Annotated in this window: 20 protein-coding genes; 9 read left to right on the top strand and 11 right to left on the bottom strand. The window is 64.9% G+C overall.

The features are described 5' to 3' along the window. Nucleotides 1-191: 191 nt before the first annotated feature. The 3 genes from L6D75_RS04490 to prlC form a co-directional block, all read right to left on the bottom strand. Nucleotides 192-1,250 carry a PA0069 family radical SAM protein gene (locus L6D75_RS04490; protein WP_176511706.1) on the bottom strand — a complete coding sequence of 353 codons (1,059 nt, stop codon included), beginning with the start codon at nt 1,248-1,250 and terminating at the stop codon, nt 192-194. Between the two features lie 80 nt (nt 1,251-1,330). Further along, on the bottom strand, nt 1,331-1,612 hold the full coding sequence (locus tag L6D75_RS04485) for a YheV family putative zinc ribbon protein (protein ID WP_176511707.1): 282 nt from the start codon (nt 1,610-1,612) through the stop codon (nt 1,331-1,333). Further along, nucleotides 1,609-3,696 carry an oligopeptidase A gene (prlC, locus tag L6D75_RS04480; RefSeq protein ID WP_176511708.1) on the bottom strand — a complete coding sequence of 696 codons (2,088 nt, stop codon included), beginning with the start codon at nt 3,694-3,696 and terminating at the stop codon, nt 1,609-1,611. The genes L6D75_RS04485 and prlC overlap by 4 nt, the downstream gene beginning before the upstream one ends. A 66-nt stretch (nt 3,697-3,762) precedes the next feature. On the opposite strand from prlC, the gene L6D75_RS04475 reads away from it, so the two are divergent. Both L6D75_RS04475 and L6D75_RS04470 read left to right on the top strand, forming a co-directional pair. Next, nucleotides 3,763-4,311, top strand: a complete 549-nt coding sequence (locus L6D75_RS04475) for a gamma carbonic anhydrase family protein (protein WP_176511709.1) — start codon at nt 3,763-3,765, stop codon at nt 4,309-4,311. A gap of 19 nt (nt 4,312-4,330) precedes the next feature. Next, nucleotides 4,331-4,981 carry an HAD family hydrolase gene (locus L6D75_RS04470; protein ID WP_176511710.1) on the top strand — a complete coding sequence of 217 codons (651 nt, stop codon included), beginning with the start codon at nt 4,331-4,333 and terminating at the stop codon, nt 4,979-4,981. Nucleotides 4,982-5,013: 32 nt separating this feature from the next. Here L6D75_RS04470 and L6D75_RS04465 read toward each other — a convergent pair whose 3' ends face one another. Continuing rightward, nucleotides 5,014-6,087 (bottom strand): aminopeptidase, encoded by a 1,074-nt coding sequence (locus L6D75_RS04465; protein ID WP_176511711.1) that lies wholly within the window; start codon nt 6,085-6,087, stop codon nt 5,014-5,016. Between the two features lie 84 nt (nt 6,088-6,171). On the opposite strand from L6D75_RS04465, the gene L6D75_RS04460 reads away from it, so the two are divergent. Both L6D75_RS04460 and L6D75_RS04455 read left to right on the top strand, forming a co-directional pair. Further along, entirely contained in the window at nt 6,172-6,585 is a 414-nt protein-coding gene (locus L6D75_RS04460) for a PA0061/PA0062 family lipoprotein (protein ID WP_176511712.1), read from the top strand. Nucleotides 6,586-6,639: 54 nt separating this feature from the next. Then, nucleotides 6,640-7,053 (top strand): PA0061/PA0062 family lipoprotein, encoded by a 414-nt coding sequence (locus tag L6D75_RS04455; protein ID WP_176511713.1) that lies wholly within the window; start codon nt 6,640-6,642, stop codon nt 7,051-7,053. A 28-nt stretch (nt 7,054-7,081) separates the two neighbouring features. Here L6D75_RS04455 and L6D75_RS04450 read toward each other — a convergent pair whose 3' ends face one another. After that, on the bottom strand, nt 7,082-7,315 hold the full coding sequence (locus tag L6D75_RS04450) for a DUF1161 domain-containing protein (RefSeq protein ID WP_176511714.1): 234 nt from the start codon (nt 7,313-7,315) through the stop codon (nt 7,082-7,084). A gap of 74 nt (nt 7,316-7,389) precedes the next feature. Then, nucleotides 7,390-7,815 (bottom strand): OsmC family protein, encoded by a 426-nt coding sequence (locus L6D75_RS04445; protein ID WP_176511715.1) that lies wholly within the window; start codon nt 7,813-7,815, stop codon nt 7,390-7,392. A gap of 153 nt (nt 7,816-7,968) precedes the next feature. Here L6D75_RS04445 and L6D75_RS04440 point away from each other — a divergent pair, with 153 nt between their 5' ends. Beyond that, a complete protein-coding gene (locus L6D75_RS04440; protein WP_176511716.1) occupies nt 7,969-8,973 on the top strand; it encodes an LLM class flavin-dependent oxidoreductase in 1,005 nt (334 codons plus the stop codon). A gap of 72 nt (nt 8,974-9,045) precedes the next feature. Here L6D75_RS04440 and L6D75_RS04435 read toward each other — a convergent pair whose 3' ends face one another. Continuing rightward, nucleotides 9,046-9,267, bottom strand: a complete 222-nt coding sequence (locus tag L6D75_RS04435) for a DUF1161 domain-containing protein (protein ID WP_176511717.1) — start codon at nt 9,265-9,267, stop codon at nt 9,046-9,048. A gap of 103 nt (nt 9,268-9,370) precedes the next feature. After that, nucleotides 9,371-9,586, bottom strand: a complete 216-nt coding sequence (locus tag L6D75_RS04430) for a dodecin (protein ID WP_176511718.1) — start codon at nt 9,584-9,586, stop codon at nt 9,371-9,373. 150 nt (nt 9,587-9,736) lie between these two features. On the opposite strand from L6D75_RS04430, the gene L6D75_RS04425 reads away from it, so the two are divergent. Continuing rightward, on the top strand, nt 9,737-10,060 hold the full coding sequence (locus L6D75_RS04425; RefSeq protein ID WP_176511719.1) for an ElaB/YgaM/YqjD family protein: 324 nt from the start codon (nt 9,737-9,739) through the stop codon (nt 10,058-10,060). On the opposite strand, the gene L6D75_RS04420 is transcribed toward L6D75_RS04425, so the two are convergent. Beyond that, nucleotides 10,057-10,953, bottom strand: coding sequence for a LysR family transcriptional regulator (locus tag L6D75_RS04420; protein ID WP_176511720.1), 897 nt, complete (start codon nt 10,951-10,953; stop codon nt 10,057-10,059). The two genes, L6D75_RS04425 and L6D75_RS04420, sit on opposite strands and share 4 nt — an antisense overlap. Nucleotides 10,954-11,062: 109 nt before the next feature. On the opposite strand from L6D75_RS04420, the gene trpB reads away from it, so the two are divergent. Continuing rightward, nucleotides 11,063-12,280, top strand: a complete 1,218-nt coding sequence (gene trpB, locus L6D75_RS04415) for a tryptophan synthase subunit beta (RefSeq protein ID WP_176511721.1) — start codon at nt 11,063-11,065, stop codon at nt 12,278-12,280. Further along, the gene (trpA, locus tag L6D75_RS04410) at nt 12,277-13,086 is read left to right on the top strand and encodes a tryptophan synthase subunit alpha (protein ID WP_176511722.1); all 810 of its coding nucleotides are present in this window, start codon (nt 12,277-12,279) and stop codon (nt 13,084-13,086) included. The genes trpB and trpA overlap by 4 nt, the downstream gene beginning before the upstream one ends. Nucleotides 13,087-13,192: 106 nt before the next feature. Here trpA and L6D75_RS04405 read toward each other — a convergent pair whose 3' ends face one another. Beyond that, nucleotides 13,193-13,522 carry a DOPA 4,5-dioxygenase family protein gene (locus tag L6D75_RS04405; RefSeq protein WP_176511723.1) on the bottom strand — a complete coding sequence of 110 codons (330 nt, stop codon included), beginning with the start codon at nt 13,520-13,522 and terminating at the stop codon, nt 13,193-13,195. Between the two features lie 52 nt (nt 13,523-13,574). Between L6D75_RS04405 and L6D75_RS04400 the strand changes: the two genes are divergently transcribed. After that, nucleotides 13,575-14,192: an NAD(P)-dependent oxidoreductase gene (locus L6D75_RS04400; RefSeq protein WP_176511724.1), complete on the top strand. Its 618-nt coding sequence runs from the start codon at nt 13,575-13,577 to the stop codon at nt 14,190-14,192. Between the two features lie 80 nt (nt 14,193-14,272). Here the strand turns inward: L6D75_RS04400 and L6D75_RS04395 are convergent, their stop codons facing one another. Next, on the bottom strand, nt 14,273-15,172 hold the full coding sequence (locus L6D75_RS04395; RefSeq protein WP_176511725.1) for a choline sulfate utilization transcriptional regulator: 900 nt from the start codon (nt 15,170-15,172) through the stop codon (nt 14,273-14,275). Between the last annotated feature and the right edge of the window lie 109 nt (nt 15,173-15,281).

The following is a 15,281-nucleotide window of genomic DNA, read 5'->3' as shown; positions in this document are numbered from 1 at the left end:
CACGAGCCATAGATCACAGTCTTCGTGGACTGGTTTCCTACGCTAGCGGGGAAAACTTAACTGAAACTTAATTCGAAGGCTCTAGAACAGGCGTTCCAGAAGGAAAAGGCGGGAGCTGAATAATAGCAAAAAAGCATCAGCTGCCAAGACCCTCGAATGGAATTATGTGCTTGGATTAGCCAGGCTGAGGATCAGAACAGCGCCATCTGCCCACCCGGCGGGCAGAATGCCGAGCAGTCCAGCGCCTGCGCCTCGCGCCCGGAGAATTCCAGCCGCCGCATGGCCTTGGCAAAGCGTTGCGCCAGCAGTTCGGCGAACACACCTTCCCCGCGCATCCGCGAGCCGAACCGGCTGTCGTAAAGCTCGCCACCGCGGCTCTGCCTGATGAGGCTGAGCACATGGGCCGCACGCTGGGGGTAGTGGTCCTGCAGCCATTGCTCGAACAGCGGCGCCACCTCCAGCGGCAGGCGCAGCATCATGTAGGCCGCGCTTTGCGCGCCAGCCTCCTTGGCGGCCTCGAGCAGGCGTTCCAGCTCGCTGTCGTTGATCATCGGAATCATCGGCGAGCACAGCACCCCCACCGGCACCCCCGCCTCGCGCAGCACCCGAATCGCCCGCAGCCTGGCCTTGGGCGATGCCGCGCGCGGTTCGAGCACGCGCTTGAGGTCGTCATCCAGGGTGGTCAGGCTGATCATCACCCGCGCCAGGCGCTGGCGGGCCATCTCGGCCAGCAGGTCGAGGTCGCGCAGCACCAGCGAGCCCTTGGTGACGATGGTTACCGGATGGCGAAAGCGCAGCAGCACCTCCAGCAGGCGCCGGCTCAGTTGCTGCTCGCGCTCGATCGGCTGGTAGGGGTCGGTGTTGGCGCCCAGGTTGATCGGCGCGCAGACGTAGCCCGGCTTGCTCAACTGTTGCGCGAGCACCTCGGCGGCGTTGGTCTTGGCGATCAGCTTGGTTTCGAAGTCCAGCCCCGGGGAAAGGTCCCAATAGGCATGGGAAGGGCGGGCGTAGCAGTAGATGCAGCCATGCTCGCAGCCCCGATAGGGGTTGATCGAGCGGTCGAAGGGCAGGTCGGGCGAGGTATTGCGGGCGATGATGGTCTTGGCGGTTTCGATCCGCACCTCGGTGCCCTGGGTGAAGGGCACTTCCTGGTACCAGCCGTCATCCTCCACCACCGAATGGCTCGGGGCGAAGCGGTTGTGCGGGTTGTGTGCCGTGCCACGGCCTTTCTGCGGTGCTGGAGGCATCATTGCTCACCCCGATACTGTACCTATATACAGTATCGCGGCGAGCAGGATTGTTCCAGCGCCTCTGGTCAGCCAGGCAGCTTTCAGTCGGCCGGTTTCTTCAGCTTCGGATTAGGGAAGAACTGCACCGTCTGCACCTTGGCGGGGGCGGCCTTGGGCGCGAGGTGGTTGACCCGGGTACCCAGTTCCTTGGGTACCGACAGGCCCTGTTCGTTGAGGGTGTCGGTGAAGCCGCAGGCCACGCATTCGCGGTGCGGCACACCGTCCTCGTTCCACATCATCAGCTTGTCCGGCTCGCTGCACGCCGGGCATACGGCCCCGGCGATGAAGCGCTTCTTGGTCTTGTTCACGACTACCTCGCTCATGCCGCCGCGTCCTCGCTCAGGCCGCTGTGGCGCAACAGTGCATCGATGGAAGGCGCGCGGCCACGGAAGTCGACGAACAGCACCATCGGCTCGCGCGAACCGCCACGGGCCAGGATCGCCTCGCGGAAGGCGCGGCCGGTTTCAGCGTTGAGCACACCTTCTTCCTCGAAGCGCGAGAAGGCATCGGCCGACAGCACTTCGGCCCACTTGTAGCTGTAGTAGCCCGCGGCGTAACCGCCGGCGAAGATGTGCGCAAAGCTGTTGGGGAAGCGGTTGTACGCCGGCGGGCGCATGACCGACACCTCGTCGCGCACCCCTTCGAGCACCTGCAGCACGCTGCGCCCGTCGCCGTGGCTGGCGTGCAGCTCGAAGTCGAACAGCGAGAACTCCAGTTGGCGCACCATCATCATGCCCGACTGGAAGTTCTTCGCCGCCAGCATCTTGTCCAGCAGGTCCTGGGGCAGGGCGGCGCCGGTCTCGTAGTGGCCGGAAATCAGCGCCAGGCCTTGCGGCTCCCAGCACCAGTTTTCCATGAACTGGCTCGGCAGCTCGACGGCATCCCAGGCCACGCCGTTGATGCCGGAAACGCCGGCATGCTCGATGCGGGTGAGCAGGTGGTGCAGGCCGTGGCCGAACTCGTGGAACAGGGTGGTGACTTCGTCGTGGGTCAGCAGCGCAGGCTTGCCGGGCGCGGCCGGGGTGAAGTTGCACACCAGGTTGGCCACCGGGCTCTGCAGCGCGCCTTCGGCGGTGCGGCGGCGGTCGCGGGCGCCGTCCATCCAGGCGCCGCCACGCTTGTTGGCGCGGGCATAGAGGTCGAAGAAGAAGCGCCCGACATGCTGGCCGTTTTCCTTGATCTCGAACAGGCGCACGTCCGGGTGCCAGCTGTCGAAGCCCTTGAGTTCGGCGATTTCGATGCCGTACAGGCGCTGGACGATGTTGAACAGGCCTGACAGCACCTTGTCGATCGGGAAGTAGGCGCGCAGGGCTTCCTGCGAGACGCTGTAGCGCTGCTCGCGCAGTTTTTCGCCAAAGTAGCCGGCGTCCCAGCTGGCCAGCTCGGCGCAGCCTTGCTCGGCGGCATAAGCCTTGAGCTGCGCCAGGTCCTGGGCGGCAAAGGGCTTGGAACGCTTGGCCAGGTCACGCAGGAAGCTCAGCACCTGGTCGCTGGACTCGGCCATCTTGGTCGCCAGGCTCAGTTCGGCGTAGTTCGGGTAGCCCAGCAGCTCGGCCAGCTCCTGGCGCAGGTCGAGGATCTCGCGCATCACCGGGCCATTGTCGAACTGGCCGGCATTCGGGCCCTGGTCGGAGGCGCGGGTGCAGTAGGCGGCGTACAGCTCTTCACGCAGGGCGCGGTCGCTGGCGTAGGTCATCACCGCGTAGTAGCTGGGGAACTCCAGGGTGATCAGCCAGCCGTCGAGGCCCTTGGCCTGGGCGGCGGCGGCCATCTGCGCCTTGGCCGAATCGGTCAGGCCGGCGAGGGCGGCTTCGTCGGTGACGTGCTTGCTCCAGGCCTGGGTGGCGTCGAGCAGCTGGTTGGAGAAGCGGCTGCCCAGTTCGCTGAGCTTGCTCTGCACTTCGGCGTAGCGCTGCTGCTTGTCGGCCGGCAGGTCGATACCCGACAGGCGGAAGTCACGCAGGGCATGCTCGAGAATGGTCTTCTGCGCCACGTCGAAGCCTTTGGCCTCGGGGCTGTTCACCAACGCCTGGTAGGCGTCGAACAGTGCGCGGTTCTGGCCAAGCTCGGTGGAGTAGGCGCTCAACGCCGGCAGGCACGACTCATAGGCCTCGCGCAGCTCGGGGCTGTTGCACACCGCATTGAGGTGGCTGACCGGGCTCCAGGCTGCGCCCAGGCGGTCGTTGAGTTCGTCCATGGCCAGCACCAGGCCGGCCCAGGTGGGCTGCTGGCCTTGCTTTTCGAGGATCTGGGCAATGGCCTTGCGGTTATCGGCCAGGATCTGTTCGATGGCCGGCAGCACGTGTTCGGCACGGATCGCCGAGAAGGGCGGCAGATCATAGGATTGCAGAAGCGGGTTGTTGGCACTCACGGTTTGGATACCTTGGCAGAAGAAACACTTCACCATCTTAATTACAATCGACGCCGACCGCAGCAGGCAGCCTGCCTATCGGCACAGATGAGAGACGCTATCATGGCCATCCGACGCTTCCAGCAACACACTCCGAAAGTTGCACCACGGGCCTTTGTCGACCGTTCGGCGGTGGTGCTGGGCGATGTGGAAATCGGCGAGGACAGCTCAGTGTGGCCGCTGACGGTAATCCGCGGCGACATGCACCGCATCCGCATTGGCGCGCGCACCAGCGTGCAGGACGGCAGCGTTCTGCACATCACCCATGCCGGGCCGTTCAACCCAGACGGCTTCGCGCTGATCATCGGCGACGAGGTGACCATCGGTCACAAAGTCATGCTGCATGGCTGTACCCTGGGCAGCCGCATCCTGGTGGGCATGGGCAGCACCATCATGGACGGCGCCATCGTCGAGGACGAGGTGATCATCGGTGCCGGCAGCCTGGTGCCGCCGGGCAAGCGCCTGGAAAGCGGCTACCTGTACGTGGGCAGCCCGGTGAAACAGGCCAGGGCGCTGACCGACAAGGAACGGGCGTTTTTCCCCTACAGCGCCAGCAACTACGTGAAGCTCAAGGACCAGCACCTGGCCGAAGGCTACGACCAACCTGAATGACTTGAGTGGACCCTCAGACATGCACCAGCAGAACATCCTTTTCGACCTCGACGGCACCCTGACCGACCCGCGCCTGGGCATCACCCGCTCGATCCAGTACGCCTTGGCCAAGCTGGGCATCGACGAGCCGGACCTGACGCGCCTCGAGCACTTCATCGGCCCACCCCTGCTGCAGGCGTTCATGCAGTACTACAGCTTCGACGAAGCCAAGGCGTGGGACGCGGTGAACTTCTACCGGGAACGTTTCCGCGTTACCGGCCTGTACGAGAACCTGGTGTTCGACGGCGTGCCCGAGCTGCTGCAGGCGCTCAATGGCCAGGGCCGCACCCTGTACATCGCCACTTCCAAGCCTTGGGAGTTCGCCCGCGAAATCGCCCGGCACTTTGCCTTCGACCATCACTTCAAGGTGATCTACGGCAGCGAGCTGGACGGTACGCGCACCAACAAGGTCGAGCTGATTCGTCACCTGCTCGACGAAGAAGGGCTGGACCCGGCGCAGACGCTGATGATCGGTGACCGCAAGCACGACCTGATCGGCGCCCGCAGCAATGGGCTGCAGGCGGTGGCGGTGGGGTACGGGTTCGGTAGCGAGGAAGAACTGAGGGCCGAGGAACCGGCCTTCCACTTTGCCACCGTGGCAGATATGCACCAGGCCTTCATCAAGGGCTGAGTCCATTGCGGCTGCTTTGCAGCCGCAAAATCTCACTGCCTCCCCACCAATCGCATCAACGCCGCCTTGCGTTCCTCAGCCGGCAACCGCCCCAATGCCTCAACCCGCTGATAGAACCGCGCCCAGTCCCCGCCAACCTCGCCAAACAGCGCCGCAAACGCCGGCACCCACTGGTCATACAACCCAAACGGCAACAGCTTGGCATTGCTCATGGGCCCATACATCCAGGCGTCATAGCGCTTGTCCCCAGCCCACTGTTCGTCACGCACCTGCCGGTACTCACGCCGTAACCGCTCGAACTCCGCCCGCTTGGCCGCACGCTTGTGCGCGTCATCCAGCGGCCCGGCATAAATCGCCTGCAGCCGATCACGGCTCGCCAACACCAGGCCAATGAACTGGTCCTGCTGCCCTGGCAGCTGGCTCTCGCTGGCCGCAAGCCCACGCGCTGCGCGCCATTGCCGCGTGCCTTCCTGCTCGACGAAGGTGGCGAACGACTCGTTGAACGCCGTGTCGTCCTGCAGGTAGAAGCGCTGGTGCGCCAGCTCATGGAAGATCAACGTGGCCAGGCGTTCGTCACCCCAGCCCAGCATCGTCGACAAGATCGGGTCATCGAACCAGCCAAGCGTCGAGTACGCCTCGACACCGCCCACATACACATCCATGCCGTCCTCGCGCATCAAGGCCGCCGCGCCTCGGGCCGCGCCCTTCTGGTAATAGCCGCGGTAGGCGACGCAGCCGGCAACCGGGAAGCAGTGGGTCACAGGTTGCAGGGACAGCTCGGGCGTGGCGAACACGTTCCACACCACGTAGGGGCGGCCCAGGTCGGCATACACCCGGTAACTGCGGTTATCCGGCAGTTTCAGGTGCTCGCTGGCGAACACCCTGGCCTGTTCGGCGTGCTGCAGCCGGGCCCGCAACTGCGCGCTGCTGGCCGGGTCGTCAATCACCTGCTGCACCGGTTGGCGTGCATGCAACAGCTGCCACTGCCCCTCGGCCAGCTGGCCGTAATAGCCCAGGGTGCTGCAACCGCCCAGCAGAAAAGCGCCCAGCACGGGAACCAAAGCGCTGAAAACGCGGTCGAGTGGCCCAGGGCCTGAGCGCTTCAAAAGAAAAAACCACACCATCTTGGGCTGTCCAGATCGCTCACGGCCGATGCGCTCCAAGACTATCCGCCACGGGGGAGTTTCGCCATGCGTGCATTGTTCGTCGCCGGTTCACTGTTGCTGGTCTCGGCCTGTTCGACCCTGCCCGACCCAGACCCGAACCAGGCCTGGATCGACCTGACCCCGCACGACAACACCTCGCTGCACGCGGTGCAGGTGGACGAACGCGACTGGGCCGACAACCGCTATTTCGAAGTGCAGCCCGGCAGCCACGAACTGACCGTGCGCTACCAGTTCCCGGTTGCCCCGAGCAACATCGGCCCGGTCGACGAGCCCCTGTGGCGCGACTGCCAGCTCAACCTGACCTTCAAGGACTTCAACGCCGGCCAGCGCTACGAGCTGCAAGCGGGCAGCATCGGCTTCCGGCCGTGGGTCAAGCTGTATGACCAGCAGCAGAAACTGCTCGGCCAGGGCATGCCGGCAGGCTGCCAACGCACCTGAACGGCGCAAACGGCGCTATGCTTGTAGCTTGTGAGTTGCAAGTGGAGTTTCACCATGCGCCAGCCCATGATGCTGATCGCCCTCAGTGCACTGGGGGCTTGCGCCAGCCCCTTGCCCCCCGTCGACCCCAAGCAGGCCTGGGTCGACCTCTACACCATGACCCCCGGCCGCGTGATCATGGCCGACCGCCTCGACGGCAAGCGCCTGGACGACGGGCGCTACTTCCAGGTGACGCCTGGCAAGCACGAATTGGTGGTGCGTTTCGATTATGAAATCTACGCCGGCGGCATGCTGACCTCGCCCAAAGACCGCACCTGCTACCTGACGGTACGCTTCGACGACTTCAAGGCCGGCGAACGCTATCGCCTGGAGGCCCGCGCCCCGGTGATGGAGCCGCAGGTGCTGCTGTACGACGCCAGCCGCAAGGTCCTGGTCAACGAGCCCAGCGACGTGTTCTGCATCCCATGAAGAAAGGGCCGCCAGGCGGCCCCCTCAGCTACCGGTCATTTTTCTGGTAGATGATTTTCTTGGTGCCGGCATCGCAGCTGCCAACGACCATGTTCTGGTCCTTGACCTCGTTGTTGGGCACGATCTCCAAGGTGTATGACGGCACGCCCTGGGCCTGGATCTTGGCTTCGATCTCGGCCTTCAGTTCCTCGCACGGTTTGACCGCCGCCAGTGCAGATGTGGCCAGCAGGGATGCCAGCACGGCGATTGCTACGCGAATCATGGAACGGCTCCTGGAAGGGCAGCATTGGCTGCCGACACCTTTTAGACTACAGGAAACCGCCCCCGTTGCGCCGCTCAGCCCACCAGCGTGGCGTCCAGGCTGATCTTGGCATTGAGCACCTTGGAGACCGGGCACCCGGCCTTGGCCTTGTTGGCGATTTCCACAAACTGCGCCTCGTTCGCCCCCGGCACCTTGGCCTTGAGAATCAGGTGCACGGCGGTGATGGCAAAGCCATCGGGCTGTTTGTCGAGGGTGACCTCGGCAATGGTGTCGATCCGCTCAGGGGTCAGCCCGGCCTCGCCGAGCATCATCGACAGCGCCATCGAGAAGCAGCCGGCATGGGCCGCGCCGATCAGTTCCTCCGGGTTGGTCCCGGGCGAGCCCTCGAACCGCGTGTTGAACCCATAGGGGTTCTGCTTGAGCGCGCCACTCTCCGTCGAGAGCAGGCCCTTGCCATCCTTAAGGCCACCTTGCCAGATCGCCGATGCTGTCTTTTTCATGCTGCCTCCTGGTCACTCGGTTACTTGCCTAAGGTTCAGAGGACAGCGCCCTACGGCAAGTTCAGCCCAATCTCGCTGCAGGCATTGAATACGCCGAATGTGCCCATACACAGATAAAAAGGCCTCAGGCCTTCCCCCTTCATGGAGGCTTCGATGACGACGCTGCGTGACCTGAAAATTTCCACCCTCGACCTGGTGCCCGTGCGCGCCGACGCGGGGCCTGCACAATCGCTGCGCAACTCCCTGGACCTGGCCCAGCACGCCGAGCGCTTCGGCTACCACCGCTTCTGGGTGGCCGAGCACCACAACATGGATGGCATCGCCAGTTCGGCCACCTCGGTGCTGATCGGTTACCTGGCCGGCGGCACCTCGACCATCCGCGTGGGTTCCGGCGGGGTCATGCTGCCCAACCACGCGCCACTGGTGATCGCCGAGCAGTTCGGCACCCTGGCCAGCCTGTACCCGGGGCGCATCGACCTGGGCCTGGGCCGAGCGCCCGGCTCCGACCAGATGACCGCGCGCGCCCTGCGCCGCGAGCGCTCGGGCAGCGCCGACGACTTCCCGGACGATGTCGAGGAGCTGTCACGCTACCTCGGCCCGCGCACCGATGATCAAAAAGTGATCGCCGTGCCCGGCCACGACACCGAGGTGCCGATGTGGCTGCTCGGCTCCAGCCTGTTCAGTGCGCAATTGGCCGGCATGCGCGGCATGCCCTACGCCTTTGCCTCGCACTTCGCGCCGCGCTACATGCACGAGGCGATTCGCATCTACCGCGACCACTTCAAGCCTTCGACCACGCTGGACAAGCCTTACGTGATGCTGGGCATTCCGATGGTGGTGGCCGAAACCGACGAGAAGGCCGAATACCTGGCCACTTCGGTGTACCAGCGCATCCTGGCGCTGATTCGCGGGCAGAGCTTGATGCAGCGCCCGCCGGTGGCGAGCATGGATGGGCTGTGGCTGCCCCATGAGCGGGACGCGGTGGGTAGTTTCCTGGGCCTGGCGATGGTGGGCAGCCCGCAGAAGGTGCGGGCCAAAATTGAGGTGCTGCTGGAGCAGACCGGGGCGGATGAGCTGATCTTCACCTGCGACCTGTATGAGCATGCGGACCGGGTGCGGTCTTATGAATTGCTGGCGCAGGCCTTGAAAGCCGAGTAGGCCGCAATCGCCGGCAAGCCGGCTCCCACGCGGTCATTGTGGGAGCCGGCTTGCCGGCGATCGGGCCACCGCTCAATTGCGTCGATAGATGATTTCCTTGGTACCGGCTTCACAGCTACCAATCACCTTGCCAGCCCCTTTACCCTTCTCGGCGATCTCCAAGGTGTAGCCCTTCACCCCCTTGGCATCCAGCTTCGCCGCAAGCTCCGCCTTCAAATCCTCGCAAGGCTTGCCCGCCGCCAGCGCACCACCGGCCAGCACCATCAGACCTACTGCCAGAACCAACTTCTTCATCACTCGCTTTCCTTGTGCAGATGAAAATCGAAAAGGGCGCCGGCCGGGCGCCCCTTTGACTGTATTACGCCATCACGCCGGGCATTACCAGCCCGGCGCTGTTTCAGCTGTTGGCGATACGGAAGCCCACCTTGAGCGTGACCTGAAAATGCGCCGCCTTGCCGTCGCGGATATGGCCACGGGTATCGATCACCTCGAACCACTCCAGGTGCTTGATGCTCTTGCCGGCTTCGGCCAGGGCATTGTTGATCGCCTCTTCGATGCTGGTAGGCGAAGACCCCACCAGCTCGATCTTCTTGTAGGTGTGATGATCGGACATGAGCGCTCTCCTTGATTGACGGTGAGATTGAGCCTAGCAGCGCAGGCCTGGTTTACCTGCGAGCCGTCGCCCAGGGTGAAAGTTCGATCGCACTTTCGGCGCAGCGCGCAGTCGCAATCCTTACAGTCCATTCTGCAAAGGAGAGTCAACATGCACCGCAACTCGCTGCGTAAAACGTCCCTGGAAAGCATGGAAGCGGAGATCGAAAGCCTTCTGAAAAGCCTGGAAACCCTCAAGCATGACGCTTCGGAGGAATCCCAGAAGTCGGTGAAGGCCATCCGCAGCAACGCGGAAAGCGCGCTGAAACACTCGCGCAGCCTGCTCAGCGATGCCTACGAGGAAGTGAAGACCCGCACCCGCCAGACCGGCATCGCCACCCGCGACTATGCCCAGGAGCACCCCGTCACCACCGCCGGCGTGGCAATCGGCGCGCTGGGCCTGCTGGCCGCCTATCTGCTGTACCGCCGCAACTAACCCGCCTGCCGTTCCAGTTCACGGCGCAGCCACTGCGCCAACTGCTCGGCGCGCCCGTCTGCGGCGCGCCGTGGCACCCACAGCGCCAGCGCTGCGGGGGTCGGTGAAAACCCCCAGGGTGCGCACAACCTGCCTGCGCGCAAGTCGTCAGCCACCAGTGGCTGGGGCGCAATTGCGACGCCAAGGCCGGCTACTGCGGCTTCGAGCAAGTAGTACAAGTGCTCGAAAGCCTGGCCGTATTGCAGCTCAGCCACTTCCAAACCCTGTTCTTCAGCCCAGGTCGGCCATGCCTGCGGCCGCGAAGTGGTGTGCAGCAAACTCTCGCCGAGCAAGGCCTTGGCCGGGGCGCCGCGCAAACGTTCGAAGCCCGCGTAGTGGGGGCTGAGAACCGGCCCGATGCGCTCCTCGGCCAGCACATGCACCTGCATGTCTGCAGGCCACGGCGGCTCGGCGTACACCAGCAGCGCATCCAGCCCTGGCCGGCGGGGGTCAAGGTCGCCTTCGCCCGCCGACAGGTGCAGTCGCAGCTCGGGCAGGTCGGCCTTGAGCCGGCCGAGCCTGGGTATGAACCAGCGCGCCAGCAGGCTGCCCGAGCACCCCAGCACGAACGGCGCCTCGCTGTTGTCGCGGCTCAACTCGGCACACACCCCGCGCAGCTTGTCGAATGCCTCGCCACTGGCATCGCGCAGCCGGGCGCCGGCATCTGTGAGTTTGATGCCGCGCCCGTCCTTGACGAACAGGGCCACGCCCAAGTGCGCCTCAAGCACCTTGATCTGCCGGCTCACCGCCCCATGGGTCACGTGCAGCACTTCGGCAGCCTGGCTGACGCTGTTGAGCCGGGCGGTGGCCTCGAAGGCCCGCAGGGCATTGAGGGGAGGGAGGTCGTGGGCCATTTACGTGTGAGTTTTCCTGACAGGTTTGCGCAATCTTATCGGTTTTCAGCCGGGCTTGCCGTGGTTAGAGTAAAGCCCATCACTCATTCATCACGCCCTGGAGCGACCCATGACCCAGACCCAATACCGCGCCGGCCCAGACGCCAACGGCCTGTTCGGCTCGTTCGGCGGCCGCTACGTGGCCGAAACCCTGATGCCGCTGGTGCTGGACCTGGCCCGCGAGTACGAAGCGGCCAAGGCCGACCCGAAATTCCTCGAAGAGCTGGCCTACTTCCAGCGCGACTACATCGGCCGCCCCAACCCGCTGTACTTCGCCGAGCGCCTGACCGAGCACTGCGGCGGCGCCAAGATCTTCTTCAAGCGTGAAGAGCTCAACCACACCGGCGCGCACAAGGTGAACAACTGCATCGGCCAGGTGCTGCTGGCCAAGCGCATGGGCAAGAAACGCCTGATCGCCGAAACCGGCGCCGGCATGCACGGCGTGGCCACCGCCACCGTCGCGGCGCGCTTCGGCCTGCCCTGCGTGATCTACATGGGCGCCACCGACATCGAGCGCCAGCAGGCCAACGTGTTCCGCATGAAGCTGCTGGGCGCCGAAATCGTGCCGGTCACCGCCGGTACCGGCACCTTGAAGGACGCCATGAACGAGGCCCTGCGCGACTGGGTCACCAACGTCGACGACACCTTCTACCTGATCGGCACCGTTGCCGGCCCGCACCCGTACCCGGCCATGGTCCGCGACTTCCAGTCGATCATCGGCAAGGAAACCCGCGCCCAGCTGCAAGAAAAGGAAGGCCGCCTGCCTGACAGCCTGATCGCCTGCGTGGGCGGTGGCTCCAACGCCATGGGCCTGTTCCACGACTTCCTCGACGATGCCAGCGTGCAGATCATCGGCGTCGAAGCCGGCGGCCACGGTGTCGATACCGACAAGCACGCTGCCAGCCTCAATGGCGGGGTACCGGGCGTGCTGCACGGCAACCGCACCTACCTGCTGCAGGACGACGATGGCCAGATCACCGACGCCCACTCGATTTCCGCCGGCCTCGACTACCCAGGCATCGGCCCGGAGCACGCCTACCTGCACGAAGTGAAGCGCGTGGAATACGTCAGCATCACCGATGACGAAGCCCTCGACGCGTTCCATGCCACCTGCCGCCTGGAAGGCATCATCCCGGCCCTGGAAAGCTCCCACGCGCTGGCCGAAGCGATCAAGCGCGCGCCGCAGCTGCCCAAGGACCACCTGATGGTGATCTGCCTGTCCGGCCGCGGCGACAAAGACATGCAAACCGTGATGAACCACATGGCAGCCCAGGAGAAACAGGCATGAGCCGTCTTGAACAACGCTTCGCCGAGCTGAAGGCCGAAGGCCGCGCCGCCCTGGTCACCTTCGTCACCGCTGGCGACCCTGGCTACGACGCCTCGCTGCAGATCCTCAAGGGCCTGCCGGCGGCCGGTGCCGACGTGATCGAACTGGGCATGCCGTTCACCGACCCGATGGCCGATGGCGTGGCCATCCAGCTGGCCACCCTGCGCGCACTGGAAGCCGGCCAGACCCTGGCCAAGACCTTGCAGATGGTGCGTGAATTCCGCATCGGCAACCAGGCCACGCCCATCGTGCTGATGGGTTACTACAACCCGATCCACCGCTTTGGTGTGGACACGTTCGTCGCCGAGGCGAAAGAGGCCGGTGTCGATGGCCTGATCATCGTCGACCTGCCACCTGAGCATGACGCCGAACTGGCCGCCCCGGCCCAGGCCGCAGGCATCGATTTCATTCGCCTGACCACCCCGACCACCGACGATGCACGCCTGCCGCGCGTGCTGGAGCGCAGCTCCGGGTTCGTCTACTACGTGTCGGTGGCCGGTGTGACCGGTGCTGGCTCGGCAACCACCGAGCACGTGACCGAGGCGATTGCCCGCCTGCGCCGGCATACCGCTTTGCCGATCAGCGTGGGTTTCGGTATTCGCACGCCGGAGCAGGCCGCGGCAATCGCACGCCTGGCCGATGGTGTGGTGGTGGGCTCGGCGCTGGTCGACAAGATTGCCCAGGCCAAGGATGCCGACCAGGCCGTTGGCGATGTATTGAGCCTGTGCTCGGCACTGGCGGAAGGGGTGCGCGGCGCTCGCCGCTGATCCGCGTCGCCTTCATCGCCGGCAAGCCGGCTCCCACAGGGTCAGTGCTGCACATGCCCACTGTGGGAGCCGGCTTGCCGGCGATAGGGCCAGCAAAACCAACCTATTACTCAAAGATCGACAGATCCAAGGGCCGCACGGCCCCCATCCAGATCGCATGATCGCGGTGGTCCGCCAACTCATCCCCGGTCAGCGGATGCAGAAACACCACCAACCCCTTCCGGTACAACGCCAACCACGGCAGCACCACCCCCACCACCTCCGGCCCGAACGCCAGCTGGCAGCTCCAGTCCGGGTGCGGCCCGACCGGTTTCTGGTGCATGCGGCCCATGGTCACGGGAAACAGCCGCGTGGCCTCTTCGCACAGCTCGCGGGCCTGCTCGAGGGTCGCTGCGTCGTAATAGATGTGGGCGTGGTAACCCTTGATCCTCTGCACGATAACTCCTGATTGCGGTCAAACCATCACCACCTGCAAAGGGAGTGACGTGGTGAAAAATGCCGAAACCCCAGTGTTCAAACTGGTGCTGTTCGGGGCTGAAAGCAGCCTGGGCAGTGCCCTGATGGTCGAGCTGCTGTCGCGCCAGCACGAGGTCACCGCAGTGGTCGACGACCTCAACCGCCATGCGCCGCGCCCGGGCCTGCATTTCAAGATAGGCGGGCTGGCCAGCGCTGACCAGGCCGAACAAGGCGCCGCAGGGGGCTCGGCGGTGATTGCCTTGCTGCCGGCGCTGGCGCCGGGCGACCTGCCTGGGCAGTGGCGGATGGCCGAGGCGCTGGTGGCCGGGCTGGGCCGCACGACTATACGCCGGCTGTTGCTGGTGGGCGATTTTGCCGTGCTCGATACGCCAGGCCGCTACAGCGATGAACAGCGTGGAGGGGCGGACCAGGTGGTCGATACCCTGCAGCGCAGTGCCCTGCACTGGACGCTGATCAATGCGCCGGCGGATTGGCCTGGCATGGGCATGGAGCACTTTCGCACGGCCAGCGGCACGGTGGATCCGCAGCTGGAGGCGCCGTTGCGGCGCTTGGCCGGGGTGGCGGCGGGGATGGTCGACATGCTGGAGCTGGGGCTGCATCGGGGCGAGCACCTTAACTTCGTATCCTGAGGCCCCACCGCCGGCAAGCCGGCTCCCACGGGGCCTTGTGGGAGCCGGCTTGCCGGCGATGGGCTGCACAGCAGCCCCTGTCACACCCCGCGCTCATTTTCCAACCAATCCACAAACCGCTCGATCAACGCCCCCCGCCGCTTGCGCGGCGGCAGCACCGCGTAATACCCCCGCTGCGAGCGCAAGCTCCCCTCCAGCGGCCGGCACAAAAGCCCTTGCTCGACCAGCCCATCAACCAAATGCCCCCAGCCAATCGCCACCCCCTGGCCGGCAATCGCCGCCTGGATCAGCAAGGTGTAGTTATCGAACCGCAACTGCCCCGGCGGCGGCGGGCTAGCCAGGCCGAACCCACGAAACACTCCCGCCCAATCGAACCAGCGGCTGGCCTGCTCGCCCCGCAAATGAAGCAACGGCAAACGCTGCAAAGCCACGGCTGACAAGGGTTTGCCATGAATCAAGCGAGGGCTGCAGACCGGGAAGACCTCCTCATCGAACAACCAGCGGCTCTCGCCCTGATGAAAACGCCCATCACCGAACAGCACCGCCACATCGATGTCCGGGCGCAACATCGCCTGGCTGCGCTCGCCGGTCACCAGGCTCACGTCCACCTGTGGATAAGCCTCATGAAAGCGCTGCAGGCGGGGCATCAGCCAGAACGCCGCAAAGGCGAAGTCGGTGGCCACCTGCAACACCTCGCGCTGGCCGCGCCCGCTGACTTCGGCAATGCCATCGTCCATGGCCTGCAAGCCTTGGTGAACCTGCTCGAACAGCAACTGGCCCGCTTCGGTCAGCTCGATACCCCGGTAGATGCGGTCGAACAACCGCGTGCCCAGCTGCGCCTCCAGGCGTTTGACCTGCTGGCTCACCGCCGGCTGCGTGGTGCCCAGCTCCAGCGCGGCAGCCGTGAAGCCGCGCAGGCGGGCAGCGGCCTCGAACACGCGCAAGGTATCCAGTGACAGCTCGGCAAGGTGGTCAAACATAAGCGTGGCTAATCCCAGTCATTGCCCGGCATGGGCTTTACCCATGTTAGCCACAGCCGCATCTTGGTAGGCAAGCGGTTCGCATAACCCAAAACAATGGAAGCCTCCC

Origin of the sequence: Pseudomonas faucium (assembly GCF_021602585.1) — a bacterium.
Classification (GTDB): Bacteria; Pseudomonadota; Gammaproteobacteria; order Pseudomonadales; family Pseudomonadaceae; genus Aquipseudomonas; species Aquipseudomonas faucium.
The sequence above is the reverse complement of the archived record's forward strand: the minus strand, read 5'-3'. Positions and strand labels throughout refer to the sequence as shown.